Annotated in this window: 13 protein-coding genes; 7 read left to right on the top strand and 6 right to left on the bottom strand. The window is 61.5% G+C overall.

Annotated elements, in window-relative coordinates:
* Positions 1–185 precede the first annotated feature (185 nt).
* Complete coding sequence (gene ffh, locus DKB71_RS05900) at positions 186–1562, bottom strand: signal recognition particle protein (RefSeq protein WP_056726162.1); 1377 nt, start codon at positions 1560–1562, stop codon at positions 186–188.
* 195 nt (positions 1563–1757) lie between these two features.
* Here ffh and DKB71_RS05895 point away from each other — a divergent pair, with 195 nt between their 5' ends.
* From DKB71_RS05895 to DKB71_RS05885, 3 genes are all read left to right on the top strand, one after another.
* A complete protein-coding gene (locus DKB71_RS05895) occupies positions 1758–2570 on the top strand; it encodes an inner membrane protein YpjD (RefSeq protein WP_274077232.1) in 813 nt (270 codons plus the stop codon).
* A gap of 12 nt (positions 2571–2582) precedes the next feature.
* Positions 2583–3827: a transporter associated domain-containing protein gene (locus DKB71_RS05890; protein WP_408599858.1), complete on the top strand. Its 1245-nt coding sequence runs from the start codon at positions 2583–2585 to the stop codon at positions 3825–3827.
* Positions 3828–4139: 312 nt separating this feature from the next.
* Positions 4140–5456 carry an MFS transporter gene (locus DKB71_RS05885; RefSeq protein ID WP_323626764.1) on the top strand — a complete coding sequence of 439 codons (1317 nt, stop codon included), beginning with the start codon at positions 4140–4142 and terminating at the stop codon, positions 5454–5456.
* A 119-nt stretch (positions 5457–5575) separates the two neighbouring features.
* Here the strand turns inward: DKB71_RS05885 and purT are convergent, their stop codons facing one another.
* From purT to DKB71_RS05860, 5 genes are all read right to left on the bottom strand, one after another.
* Complete coding sequence (purT, locus tag DKB71_RS05880; RefSeq protein WP_046820365.1) at positions 5576–6757, bottom strand: formate-dependent phosphoribosylglycinamide formyltransferase; 1182 nt, start codon at positions 6755–6757, stop codon at positions 5576–5578.
* Positions 6758–6855: 98 nt separating this feature from the next.
* On the bottom strand, positions 6856–7323 hold the full coding sequence (locus DKB71_RS05875) for a preQ0 transporter (protein WP_274077236.1): 468 nt from the start codon (positions 7321–7323) through the stop codon (positions 6856–6858).
* 167 nt (positions 7324–7490) lie between these two features.
* The gene (locus tag DKB71_RS05870; protein WP_408599857.1) at positions 7491–7706 is read right to left on the bottom strand and encodes a DUF1289 domain-containing protein; all 216 of its coding nucleotides are present in this window, start codon (positions 7704–7706) and stop codon (positions 7491–7493) included.
* Positions 7703–8227 carry a gamma carbonic anhydrase family protein gene (locus DKB71_RS05865; RefSeq protein WP_323626767.1) on the bottom strand — a complete coding sequence of 175 codons (525 nt, stop codon included), beginning with the start codon at positions 8225–8227 and terminating at the stop codon, positions 7703–7705. Before DKB71_RS05865 ends, DKB71_RS05870 begins: the two co-directional genes overlap by 4 nt.
* A 55-nt stretch (positions 8228–8282) precedes the next feature.
* Positions 8283–8882, bottom strand: a complete 600-nt coding sequence (locus DKB71_RS05860; protein WP_274077239.1) for a CoA pyrophosphatase — start codon at positions 8880–8882, stop codon at positions 8283–8285.
* A 147-nt stretch (positions 8883–9029) separates the two neighbouring features.
* Here DKB71_RS05860 and DKB71_RS05855 point away from each other — a divergent pair, with 147 nt between their 5' ends.
* From DKB71_RS05855 to DKB71_RS05840, 4 genes are all read left to right on the top strand, one after another.
* Positions 9030–9581, top strand: coding sequence for an NUDIX hydrolase (locus DKB71_RS05855; protein ID WP_323605726.1), 552 nt, complete (start codon positions 9030–9032; stop codon positions 9579–9581).
* Between the two features lie 124 nt (positions 9582–9705).
* The gene (locus DKB71_RS05850) at positions 9706–10209 is read left to right on the top strand and encodes a murein L,D-transpeptidase family protein (RefSeq protein WP_274077241.1); all 504 of its coding nucleotides are present in this window, start codon (positions 9706–9708) and stop codon (positions 10207–10209) included.
* Between the two features lie 183 nt (positions 10210–10392).
* Positions 10393–12810: an endopeptidase La gene (gene lon, locus DKB71_RS05845; RefSeq protein ID WP_408599856.1), complete on the top strand. Its 2418-nt coding sequence runs from the start codon at positions 10393–10395 to the stop codon at positions 12808–12810.
* A gap of 216 nt (positions 12811–13026) precedes the next feature.
* Complete coding sequence (locus DKB71_RS05840) at positions 13027–13419, top strand: protease inhibitor I42 family protein (RefSeq protein ID WP_323605722.1); 393 nt, start codon at positions 13027–13029, stop codon at positions 13417–13419.
* Positions 13420–13421 lie beyond the last annotated feature (2 nt).

Raw genomic sequence — 13421 nt, 5'->3', positions numbered from 1 at the left:
GCCGCATATTCTAAGGAATATCCGGACTTTTGCAAATGACTTTTTCCGGCGGCCTATCGGACGCCATCCAGATTTGCTATAGAGCCGTCGTTTAAAACGGCCAGTCAGCTCCCGCCAAGTGCGGGTTTGCTGTAGATCCCGCGTCCTTGCGGGTCTGCGCCGGTGCGATGACCGGCGCGGATTCTTTACATCTTGGGCATGCCGCCGCCGGGCAACATACCGCCCATGCCGCGCATCATCTTGGCCATTCCGCCTTTCGCGGAGAATTTCTTCATCATCTTCTGCATCTGCTTGTGCTGCTTGATCAAGCGACCGATGTCCTGCACCTGGGTGCCGGACCCCATGGCGATACGACGTTTGCGCGAACCGCTGATCATCTCAGGGTCACGGCGCTCGGCCGGCGTCATGGAATTGATGATGGCTTCCATCTGTTTGAATTGCTTCTCTGCCGCGCCCTGGGCATTGCCCATCTGCGCCAGGTTCACACCGCCCATGTTCGGCAGTTTGTCCATGAGGCCGCCAAGGCCGCCCATGTTCTTCATCTGTTGCAGCTGGTCACGGAAGTCTTCGAGGTCGAAACCCTTGCCCTTCTTCAGCTTCTTGGCCAGCTTGTCGGCCTTGTCCTTGTCGAGGGTCGCTTCCGCCTGCTCGATCAGGCTGAGCACGTCGCCCATGCCGAGGATGCGCGAGGCGATACGCTCAGGGTGGAACGGGTCGAGCGCTTCGCTCTTCTCGCCCATACCGATGAACTTGATCGGCTTGCCGGTGATGGCGCGCACCGACAGGGCGGCACCGCCACGGGCATCGCCGTCGACCTTGGTCAGGATCACACCGGTCAGTGGCAGCGCATCGCCAAAGGCCTTGGCCGTGTTGGCGGCGTCCTGGCCGGTCATGGCGTCGACCACGAACAGGGTCTCGACCGGGTTGATCGCGGCATGCAGCGCCTTGATCTCGCCCATCATCTCTTCATCGATGTGCAGGCGACCGGCGGTATCGACGATGACCACGTCGATGAACTTGAGTTTTGCTTCTTTAATAGCTGCCTGGGCGATCTCGACCGGCTTCTGGCTCAGGTCGGACGGGAAGAAGGTCACACCCACTTCACCGGCGAGCATTTCCAGCTGCTTGATCGCCGCCGGACGATAAACGTCCGCGGACACGACCATGACCGACTTCTTCTTGCGCTCTTTAAGGAAGCGCGCCAGCTTGCCGGCGGTGGTGGTCTTACCCGCGCCCTGCAGACCGGCCATCAGGATGACCGCTGGCGGCACGGCGCTCAGGTTCAAATCTTCGTTGGCCGCGCCCATCAGGCTTTCGAGTTCGGCCTGGACGATCTTCACGAAGGCCTGGCCCGGCGTCAGGCTGCGCGACACCTCGGTGCCGACAGCGCGTTCCTTGACCGAATTGACGAAGTCTTTCACCACCGGCAAGGCGACGTCGGCTTCGAGCAACGCCATGCGCACTTCGCGCAGGGTGTCTTTGATGTTGTCCTCGGTCAGCTTGGCCTTGCCGGTGACATGGCGCAGCGTCTGCGAGAGACGGTCGGTTAAGTTTTCAAACATTGCGCGATCCTTTCAGGCCCTGTGTAGACCGGGATAATGGCGGCCCAGACCGGACTAAACGTGTGCTCGGCGAGCCTGCGGCGTGGGCAGGTCGCGGATTATAGCGAAGACTGCGTCTGGCGGACACCTCGCACTTTCGTGTCGCGTGGGTTCTATGCCAAACTCAGCGCCTTTCGGGCTTGCCTAACAGGACTTATGCTCCCCTTGTCACCCAGTTTGCTTACTACCCTCGCCGCCGCCTGCTTGTATGCCGCTGCGACTTTCTATCAAGGCACTCGCCTGGCCACTGGCGCCAAGGCCAACAAGCGCCTGCTGGTTACGCTCGGCGTGCTGGCGGTGCTGGCCCACAGCGCCAGCCTGGTGACCCACCTGCTGACCCCGATTGGCCTGGGCCTGGACTTTTTCAGTGCCGCCAGCCTGATTGCGGCCGCGGTCATCGCCCTGACGCTACTGGCCTGCTCACGAATACCTGTGGAGAACCTGCTGGTCCTGCTGTTCCCCCTGGGCGCCTTGACCGCGCTGCTGGCGCAGTTCGCCCCCGCCGGCACCGTGCAGATCATCGACGAAGCGCCAGGCATTCTCGCCCACATCCTGTTGTCGATCCTTGCCTACGGCATGTTCACCATCGCGGTGTTCCAGTCGTTGCTGCTGCTGGTCCAGGATCACCAGCTCAAGCACAAGCACCCATCCGGGCTGATCAAGAACTTCCCGCCGCTGCAAACCATGGAAAGCCTGCTGTTCGGCTTCCTCTGGGCCGGCTGGACGCTGCTGTCGCTGTCGCTGATCTCCGGCTGGCTGTTTGTCGATAACCTGTTCGCCCAGCACCTGGTGCACAAGACCTTGCTGGCCTGCCTGGCCTGGATCGTCTTCAGCGTGCTGCTGTGGGGCCGTAACCGCCTTGGCTGGCGCGGCCACAAGGCCATCCGCTGGACCCTGGCCGGTTTCTGCCTGCTGATGCTGGCGTATTTCGGCAGCAAGCTGGTTCGCGAATACATCCTGCACATCTGACGGGCGGCAATAATGGACGACTTGCCCATAGGGCCGATGCTTGCAGTAGTGGCCTTGCTGATTTTATGGTCAGGGCTGTTCACTGCCATAGAAGCGGCGCAGCAGCATTTGCTGGCCCAGCGCAACGCCTCGCGCGCCAGCGACAAACCGCTGGCCCGGTTGAGCTTTCCCCTCGTCAGCCTGATTTTCTGCAATACCCTGTGCCGCGCCCTGGTGATGGTCATCTGTACCTTGCTGGCGATTTTCACCTGGGCCGAAAACGGCCCGTGGCTGGCCTGTCTCGGCGCGGGCGCGCTGCTGTTGATCCTCGCCGACTACCTGCCCCGCGCCCTCGCCGCCCGGCATCCGGACGCGATCCTGGCACTGGGCAACAACCTGCTGGCCATACCACTGAAGCTCATCTACCCGGCGGCCTGGCTGCTCAATGCCATCAGCCAGTTGCTGATGCGCCCGTTCGCCCGCAAGGCCAATGTCGTGCAACAGAGCGAAGACGAGCCGGCGCTGGAGCGCCACGACCATCACGAGCAAGCCGCCAGCCGCCCGCACCCGCTGCCGGGCATCCATGCGCTGGACAACATCACGGTCAACGACATTCTGGTACCGCGCAGCGAGGTCGAAGGGATCAACCTCGACGACCCGATCGAAGACATCATCGAGCAACTGCGCCACAACCAGCGCACGCGTCTGCCGGTGTTCCACAGTGACATCAACCAGGTCGAAGCGGTGCTCAATACCCGGCAAATCGGCCATTTGCTCCCCGACGGCAGCCTGACCCTGGAAGCGCTGCTGGCGGCCTGTCGCGAACCGTATTTCGTTCCTGAAAGCACCCCGCTGCAACTGCAACTGCTGAACTTCCACAAGCAGCAGCGGCGCCTGGGCATGGTGGTCGACGAATACGGCGAGGTTCTGGGCATCGTTACCCTGGAAGACATTCTCGAAGAAATCGTCGGGGAATTCGAAAGCCAGCAAAGCCTGGACAACCCGCATATCCACCCCCAGGCCGATGGCCGCCTGGTGATCGACGGCGCCGCCTCGATCCGCGAGCTGAACAAGAGCCTCGGCTGGCACCTGCCCAGCGACGGCCCGAAAACCCTGAACGGGCTGGTGACAGAAGCATTGGAAACTATCCCGGACTGCCCTGTGTGCTTGAAAATCGGTCGTTATCGGCTGGAAATTCTTGAGACCGAGGACAATCGGGTGACTCAGGTGTTGATCTGGCATATCAACCCGGCTCCCGCTGCTCTACCCACCCTCTAGATTGTTAAAAGATCGCAGCCTTCGGCATCTCCTACATTGGAACGCGCGCTCCTGTAGGAGCTGCCGAAGGCTGCGATCTTTTTGCACTTGTTGAATCGTTAGCCACCTTTCTATAATCGAGTCGCTTACACAAGCCTCGCCGTCCCGTGCTTACCCCGCACACCGCAAGTTCCGGCCTGACCACCAGAAACGTCCGCTGCACACCGACGCCTGTTCCTACCTGGAACAGCGACCGCGCCTCCACCCACATCCCTGGGTAATCGACCATAATAATTCGCTCCACTGGGGCCCATGACTGTCAGGGATAACCGCATGACGACCAGCACAACCTATAACGACTCCACCCCCGCGCAACCGGTGAACTCCGCCAGCCGCGTGGCCACGGCGAGTTTCATCGGCACGGCCATCGAGTTCTACGACTTCTACGTCTATGCCACCGCCGCCGCGCTGGTGATTGGCCCTGTGTTCTTCCCACAGACATCCGGCACGGCCCAGATGCTCTCGGCCTTCCTCACGTTCGGCATCGCATTTCTTGCACGCCCCCTGGGGTCGGCCTTGTTCGGGCACTTTGGCGACCGCATTGGGCGCAAATCGACCCTGGTCGCCTCCTTGTTGCTGATGGGCGTGTGCACCACGCTGATCGGCGTACTTCCGGGTTACGACAGCATCGGGGCCTGGGCGCCGATCCTGCTGTGTGTATTGCGCTTCGGCCAGGGCCTGGGGCTGGGCGGCGAATGGGGCGGAGCCGCCTTGCTCGCCACCGAGAATGCGCCCAAGGGCAAGCGCGCCTGGTTCGGCATGTTCCCGCAACTGGGCCCCTCCATCGGCTTTCTTGCGGCCAACGGCCTGTTCCTGACCCTGGCCATGGGCCTGGATGATGAACAGTTCCGCGCCTGGGGCTGGCGGATTCCCTTCCTGCTCAGCGCCGCGCTGGTGATGGTTGGTCTGTATGTGCGCCTCAAGCTCCACGAAACACCGGTGTTCGCCAACGCCATGGCGCGCCAGGAGCGGGTGAAGATGCCGCTGGTGGAGCTGTTCAGCCAATACTGGATGCCAGTGCTGCTGGGCGCCGGCTCGATGGTGGTGTGTTATGCGCTGTTCTACATCTCGACCGTGTTCTCGCTGAGTTACGGCGTGGCGACGCTCGGCTATAGCCGTGAAACCTTCCTCGGCCTGCTGTGTTTCGCGGTGTTGTTCATGGCCGCGGCCACACCACTGTCAGCCCTGGCCAGCGACCGTTACGGGCGTAAACCGGTGCTGATCATCGGGGGTGTGCTGGCGGTCCTGTCCGGTTTCCTGATGGAACCGCTGCTGACCCAGGGTTCGACCTGGGGCGTGGCGCTGTTCCTGTGCATCGAGCTGTTCCTGATGGGCGTGACCTTTGCGCCCATGGGTGCGCTGCTGCCAGAGCTGTTTCCGACCCACGTGCGGTATACCGGCGCATCGGCGGCCTACAACCTGGGCGGGATCGTCGGGGCATCGGCCGCACCGTTCTTCGCGCAGAAACTGGTAGCGATGGGCGGATTGAGTTATGTCGGCGGGTATGTGTCGGGGGCGGCGGTGCTCAGCCTGATTGCCGTGCTGTGCCTGAAGGAGACGCGTAATAACGACTTGAATCGGGTTGCCTGAAGAAAGGCAAAAGCCAAAGCTTCGCGAGCAAGCCCGCTCCCACATTTGGACGCATTCTGTCTGATAGAACGCGGTCCAAATGTGGGAGCGGGCTTGCTCGCGAATGGCTTCGACTCGGTTTAGAGCTCTACCACAACAGCCTGGGATGCACGGGTCGCCTTGGCACGAGCCGCTTCGATCGACTCGTCACGAGCCAATGCAACCCCCATCCGGCGCTGGCCATTCACTTCAGGCTTGCCGAACAGACGCAACGCCGTATCCGGCTCGCTCAAGGCCGCGCCCAGATTGGCGAAAGCAGTCTGGGTCGACTGCCCTTCCACCAGGATCACCGCCGAGGCCGATGGGCCGAACTGGCGGATCAACGGAATCGGCAGGCCCAGAATCGCCCGTGCATGCAGGGCGAACTGCGACAGGTCCTGGGAAATCAACGTGACCAGGCCAGTGTCGTGCGGACGCGGCGACACTTCGCTGAACCACACCTGATCACCCTTGATGAACAGCTCGACGCCAAACAGGCCACGGCCACCCAGGGCCTCGGTCACGGCCTTGGCCACGCGCTCGGATTCAGCCAGAGCCACCGGGCTCATGGCCTGAGGCTGCCAGCTTTCCTGGTAGTCGCCCTTCTCCTGGCGATGGCCGACCGGCGCGCAGAAGGTGGTGCCGCCGACGTGGCGCACGGTCAGCAGGGTGATTTCATAATCGAAATCGATAAAACCTTCGACGATCACCCGGCCTTTGCCAGCACGCCCGCCTTCCTGGGCGTAGTCCCAGGCCGTCTTCACGTCATCGACGCTGCGCAGCAGGCTCTGGCCCTTGCCCGAAGAACTCATGACCGGCTTGACCACGCACGGGAAACCGAGATCCTCGACGGCCTTGCTGTAGTCCTCGAAGGTGTCGGCGAAGTGGTAAGGCGAAGTCGGCAGGTCCAGCTCTTCGGCAGCCAGGCGACGGATGCCTTCGCGGTTCATGGTCAGCTGTGCGGCACGCGCGGTCGGGATGACGGTGAAGCCTTCGGCCTCCAGTTCCACCAGGGTGGCGGTGGCAATGGCTTCGATTTCCGGCACGATGAAGTGCGGCTTTTCGGCTTCGATCACCGCGCGCAGGGCCGCGCCATCGAGCATGTTGATCACATGGCTGCGATGCGCCACCTGCATGGCCGGGGCATTGGCGTAGCGATCCACGGCAATCACCTCAACGCCCAGGCGTTGCAGCTCGATCACCACTTCCTTGCCCAGTTCGCCACAGCCACACATCAATACGCGGGTCGCGGTGGGCGACAATGGAGTTCCGATACGGGTCATCTCAAGTCCTCAAGAAGCGGATCATCGAGGGATGCGGCGCCTGGCGCGCTTCCCATGGGGAGAAAGCGCGGCATTTTACATGAACCGCAGGGTTTGGCTCAGCTGACGAGCGCCTGTTTGCGCAAGCGCCAGGCCATGATCAGCCAGACGGCCGTGACGCCGGCGAACTTCGAGCCCAGGGCGGTGAGAATCACACCGGGAGTCAGCGCGTCGATCATGCCGAAGAAGATAAAGGTATCGAGCGGGATGCTCAGGGCCGAACTTATCCACAGCCGGTCGTGCAACGGACGACGGGTGATGCTGAACACCAGCCAGTCGATGCACTCCGATACCGCGAACGCCGTGGCGCTGGCCAGGGCGATGGAGGGATCGGAGGTGATGTAGGACAGCACCAGCGCCGCCAGCATTGCCGCAATCGCGCCGTGCCCGAAGCGGGTTTGCACCATGTCGCGCAACACGAACACCAGGCCACCCCACGCCGACCAGATGATGTCCAGGTGCGGGGCAGTGGAGAAGGCGTAGTTGGTCAGCACTACGCTGCCGATGTAGGCGATCAGGAAGAACATGGGGGGCACCTGTCAATTTGGCGCACAGGGTACTTCACAGGAGGCGGTGGTGACAGTGCTGACGCCTTCGCGAGCAAGCCCGCTCCCACATTGTTCAGGATCGGTCACAACATGTATGAGCAACACTAGTCAAATGTGGGAGCGGGCTTGCTCGCGAAGGCCTCGCCTCATTTTTCGGGCCTTACCCCAATCATCCACACCAACCCACTGGACTTGGCCCGCTCATGGCACAACCCCAACACCTTGCGCCGTTCTTCGTTGTCCATCCGGCTCCAACGGGTGATCTCTTCCACCGTGCGCTGGCACCCCGTGCAGATGTCATCGTCGTCCAGCGCGCAAATGTTCACGCAGGGCGATGGCACTGCTCGTTCGGTCGTCGTCATTCTTCCTGCTCAGCCAGGTCGCGGGCATAACGTTGCGAGTTATGCACGTAGTGAGCGGCGCTGGCTTCCAGCATCTTCTTCTGCGCCTCGGTCAGTTCGCGCACCACCTTGCCGGGTGAGCCCATGACCAGCGAACCGTCGGGAATCTCCTTGCCTTCACCGATCAACGAATTGGCGCCGATGATGCAGTTCTTGCCGATTTTCGCGCCATTGAGGATCACCGCATTAATGCCGATCAGGCTGTAGTCACCCACGGTGCAGCCGTGCAGCATGGCGTTGTGGCCGATGGTCACGCCGGTACCGATGGTCAGCGGGTAGCCCATGTCGGTATGCATCACAGTGCCGTCCTGGACGTTGCTGTTCTTGCCGATCAGGATCAGTTCGTTGTCGCCCCGCAGCACGGCGTTGAACCAGACGTTGGCGCCCTCTTCCAGCTTGACCTTGCCCACCAGCACGGCATTGGGAGCGACCCAGCTCTGTGGGTGGGTCTCGACTCGGGCGTCGCCCAGGCGGTATTTCATCGTGTTGTCCTCAAGGCTCAGGCAGCGGCGTGTTCAGGCCATTCGAATGATGGCTTCAGGTATTGATAAAGCTTTTAGGCGGCGAGTGCAGGCTGATTTTCGCGTCATAGAGCAGATTGATCAACTCGACGATCATGATTGCCGTCAAACCCCAGATCTTGAATTCGCCGTAGCGATAACTCGGGACGTACCAACTGTGCCCCTGATAATCGATGCGATGGGTGTGCTCGCGCGGGTCCTCGCGGAAGAACTCCAGGGGCACACTGAACACGGCGGCGATCTCGGCATCGTTGGCGCGGTATTGGACGAAGTCCGGAATTACCCCGACATAAGGCGTGACCTTGATGCCATGCAGGGAGATCAACGGGCTCAGCGGGCCGATCACTTCGACCAGTCCCGGTGGCAGGCCGATCTCTTCCTCGGCTTCGCGCAGGGCGGTAAAAACAAGGTCGGGGTCTTCGGGGTCGCGTCGACCACCGGGGAAAGCGACTTCGCCACCATGGGTCGACAGCCCGCTGGCGCGCAGGGTCAACACCAGCTCCGGCTCGTCACTGCGGGTAATCGGCACCAGGACGGCGGCCTCGGGGAAACGTCGGTCAGTCTCCAGCGTGCGCGGTGTGTGGTGACTTACCCGATGCAGTAGCTCGTCCAGCATGAGTGTTCTCGATCAGTGCCTTACCCTGCATCATGCACTAATCGCTTAGGTCGCCCAACCCCCCGGACAGTGGCATGTCGCGAAACGACAACTTGCCGACAGCCACCGCCGCACGCCAAGATAGGCGCAGCATTCAGGAACCCAAGCATGAAATTTTGCAGTCAGTGCGGCAACCCGGTGACCCAGCGCATTCCCGAAGGCGATTCACGCCTGCGTTTTGTCTGCGACAGCTGTCACACCATCCATTACCAGAACCCCAACATCGTCGCCGGTTGCGTGGCGACCTGGGGCACCCAGGTGCTGTTGTGCCGCCGCGCCATCGAGCCGCGCCGGGGCTACTGGACCCTGCCTGCTGGCTTCATGGAAAACGGTGAGACCATCGAGCAGGCGGCCATTCGCGAGACCGCCGAGGAAGCCTGTGCGCGGGTGCGCAACCTGAGCATCTATACGCTGATCGACGTACCGCACATCAGCCAGGTGCATGTGTTCTTCCGCGCCGAGTTGGCGGACCTGGATTTTGCGGCGGGCCCAGAGAGCCTGGAAGTGCAACTATTCGACGAAGCCGACATTCCTTGGGACGAGCTGGCTTTCCGCACGGTGGGCCGTACCTTAGAATGCTTCTTCGCTGACCGGCGGACCGAGGTCTACCCCGTGCGGTCCGAATCGATCCCGCCGCTGGCCCAGCCTGTCATCAGTTGATGTCATCTTGGTATCATCGTTAGGCGCGCACAGATCGTCCGAACTCGGCCGAACCCTCGGCAGCGCCTGCAAAAACACCTATAAATAGATATATAGTCGCGACACCTCTTGGGGAATCGTTTCAATGCGCTGGTTGCTTGCCCTGTTCTTCTTGTCGTTCGTCACGGTGTCCCAGGCTACTGCCATGGAGCCCATGAACGGCAAGGTCATCGAGAAAATCCTGGTTCTCAAGTCTGCCCATCAATTGCAATTGATCAACGACGGCAAGCCATTCAAGACCTATCGCATTTCCCTGGGCAAAAGGCCCCAGGGACCGAAACTGATGGAAGGCGACAAACGCACGCCGGAAGGTTTCTACTGGATCGACTGGCGCAAGGTCAGCGACCGCTTCAACCTGGCCATGCACATCTCCTACCCGAACATCAGCGATTCCGCCCGCTCACGACGCGAAGGTGTCGATCCCGGCGGCATGATCATGATCCACGGCACCCCAGACACCGAAGAAAACCCCGAGCACCTGTTCCACACTCTGGACTGGACCGACGGTTGCATCGCCATGCGCAACATGGACATGCGCGAGATCTGGAACCTGGTGCCGGACGGCACGATGATCGAGATTCGCCCCTGACATCCCGCAGAAGCGTTCCCATGCCGTGGGAACGCTGTCCGTTCTGATCGACGCGCCATGCCTGCACGGGCAAATGGCCAGGACCTGTCCAGATCCTGAACGCTCCCCGAATATCCCCTCCCCCATTGAAACCACACAAGGCCTGCCCCATCTAAGACCCATACCCCATTGCGCAGGTGCCCCATGAGCGACCAGCAAGCCTTCCCCGAAGACCCCAGCGAATACGCCGACCCGGAAACCACCGAACACCACACCACCGGCAAGGGCCTGGCCCTGCCCGGCCAGAACCTGCCGGACAAGGTCTACATCATTCCGATTCACAACCGCCCCTTCTTCCCGGCCCAGGTCCTGCCGGTCATCGTCAATGAAGAACCCTGGGCTGAAACCCTCGACCTGGTCGCCAAATCCGATCACCACTCCCTGGCCCTGTTCTACATGGACACCCCCCAGGAAGATCCGCGCCATTTCGATACCTCGGCCCTGCCGCTGTACGGCACCCTGGTCAAAGTGCACCACGCCAGTCGCGAAAACGGCAAACTGCAATTTGTTGCCCAGGGCCTGACCCGTGTGCGCCTCAAGACCTGGCTCAAGCACCATCGCCCGCCTTACCTGGTGGAAGTCGAATACCCGCACCAGCCCACCGAGCCGACCGACGAGGTCAAGGCCTACGGCATGGCGCTGATCAATGCGATCAAGGAACTGCTGCCGCTCAACCCGCTGTACAGCGAAGAGCTGAAGAACTACCTCAACCGCTTCAGCCCCAACGATCCATCCCCACTGACCGACTTCGCCGCTGCCCTGACTTCGGCAACCGGCAGCGAACTGCAGGAAGTGCTCGACTGCGTGCCCATGCTCAAGCGCATGGAAAAAGTCCTGCCGATGCTGCGCAAGGAAGTCGAGGTCGCGCGGCTGCAGAAAGAGATTTCCGCCGAAGTGAACCGCAAGATCGGCGAGCATCAGCGCGAGTTCTTCCTCAAGGAACAACTCAAGGTCATCCAGCAGGAGCTGGGGCTGACCAAGGACGACCGCAGCGCTGACCTCGAACAGTTCGAACAGCGACTGGTGGGCAAGGTCCTGCCAGCGCAGGTGCAGAAACGCCTCGAAGAAGAAATGAACAAGCTGTCGATCCTCGAGACCGGCTCGCCGGAATATGCGGTCACCCGCAATTACATCGACTGGGCGACCTCGGTGCCGTGGGGCGTATACGGCGAGGACAAGCTCGACCTCAAGCACGCGCGCAAGGTGCTGGACAACCACCACGCCGGCCTCGACGACATCAAGGACCGCATCCTCGAGTTTCTCGCGGTCGGTGCCTACAAGGGCGAAATCAGCGGTTCCATCGTGCTGCTGGTAGGGCCGCCGGGCGTGGGCAAGACCAGTGTCGGCAAATCCATCGCCGAATCCCTCGGTCGACCGTTCTACCGCTTCAGCGTGGGCGGCATGCGCGACGAGGCCGAGATCAAGGGCCATCGCCGCACGTACATCGGCGCACAACCGGGCAAACTGGTGCAGGCGCTCAAAGACGTCGAAGTGATGAACCCGGTGATCATGCTCGACGAAATCGACAAGATGGGCCAAAGCTATCAGGGTGATCCGGCCTCGGCGCTGTTGGAAACCCTGGACCCTGAGCAGAACGTCGAATTCCTCGACCACTACCTCGATCTGCGCATGGACCTGTCGAAAGTGCTGTTCGTCTGCACCGCCAACACCCTGGATTCGATTCCCGGTCCCTTGCTGGACCGGATGGAAGTGATCCGCCTGTCGGGTTACATCACCGAAGAAAAAGTCGCCATCGCCAAGCGTCACCTGTGGCCGAAACAGCTTGAGAAGGCCGGCGTATCGAAAGGCAGCCTGAGCATCAGCGACAATGCCCTCAAGGCGCTGATCGACGGTTATGCCCGTGAAGCAGGGGTCCGTCAGCTGGAAAAAAACCTCGGCAAACTGGTGCGCAAAGCCGTGGTGAAGCTGCTCGAAGATCCGCAAGCAACAATCAAGATTGGCCCGAAAGACCTCGAATCGTCCCTGGGCAAACCGGTGTTCCGTAACGAGCAAGTGCTTTCCGGCACCGGCGTGATCACTGGCCTGGCCTGGACCAGCATGGGTGGCGCCACCCTACCGATCGAAGCGACGCGCATCCACACGCTCAACCGCGGCTTCAAACTCACCGGGCAACTGGGTGAAGTGATGAAGGAATCGGCGGAAATTGCCTACAGCTACGTCAGCTCCAACCTGAAGTCGTTTGGCGGTGATCCGAAATTCTTCGACGAAGCGTTCGTCCACCTGCACGTCCCGGAAGGCGCCACGCCGAAAGACGGCCCGAGCGCCGGTGTGACCATGGCCAGCGCCCTGCTGTCCCTGGCCCGCAACCAGCCACCGAAAAAAGGCGTGGCCATGACCGGCGAACTGACCCTGACCGGGCATGTACTGCCGATTGGCGGGGTGCGTGAGAAGGTGATAGCGGCGCGGCGGCAGAAGATTTTCGAGCTGATACTGCCGGAGGCGAACCGGGGCAATTTCGAGGAGTTGCCGGAGTATCTGAAGGAGGGCATTACCGTGCATTTCGCCAAGCGGTTTGCGGATGTGGCGAAGGTGCTTTTCTGATGTTGCTGTAGCGATTGCGCTACCGCTATCGCTGGCAAGCCAGCTCCTACAGTGGCCGGCGGTGCTCACTAAAGGTGTGTCCACCGCAAAACCCTGTAGGAGCTGGCTCGCCAGCGATGGCGTCAGCCCTGCCACCGCTACCTTCGGCGACTGTCACAATTTGTCTCATCTCGGTTATGCTCGCCGTTCGTCGTGAACGCCGGAGCCGCTGAACCTATGTCCCCCACTCGCCTGTTAATCCCCCTCGCACTCGCCTTGCTGGCCGCTTGCGCCACGCAACCTGCGCACAACGTGACTGTGGAAAAACAAAGCGAATGCCCGGTAAAACTCACCAGCGGGCAAAACCTGATCCTGACCCTGCCGAGCAATCCGACCACGGGTTATCGCTGGTCCATCCAGGATTCGGCCGGTGGCGTGTTGCACGCGCTCAGCCCTGAGGTCTACAGCAATCCGGAAGATGCCGGCGTCGTCGGCGCTGCCGGTGTGTCGACCTGGCGGTTCCAGGCGTTCGCCACTGGCACGGGACGTTTGCGCCTGACGTCGCAGCAACCCTGGGCACCGGAAGTGCTGCCGGCGGATGCCTTCGACTGCGCCATTTCGGTCAACTGACC

Origin of the sequence: Pseudomonas sp. PLMAX (assembly GCF_046042685.1) — a bacterium.
Classification (GTDB): Bacteria; Pseudomonadota; Gammaproteobacteria; order Pseudomonadales; family Pseudomonadaceae; genus Aquipseudomonas; species Aquipseudomonas putida_AE.
The sequence above is the reverse complement of the archived record's forward strand: the minus strand, read 5'-3'. Positions and strand labels throughout refer to the sequence as shown.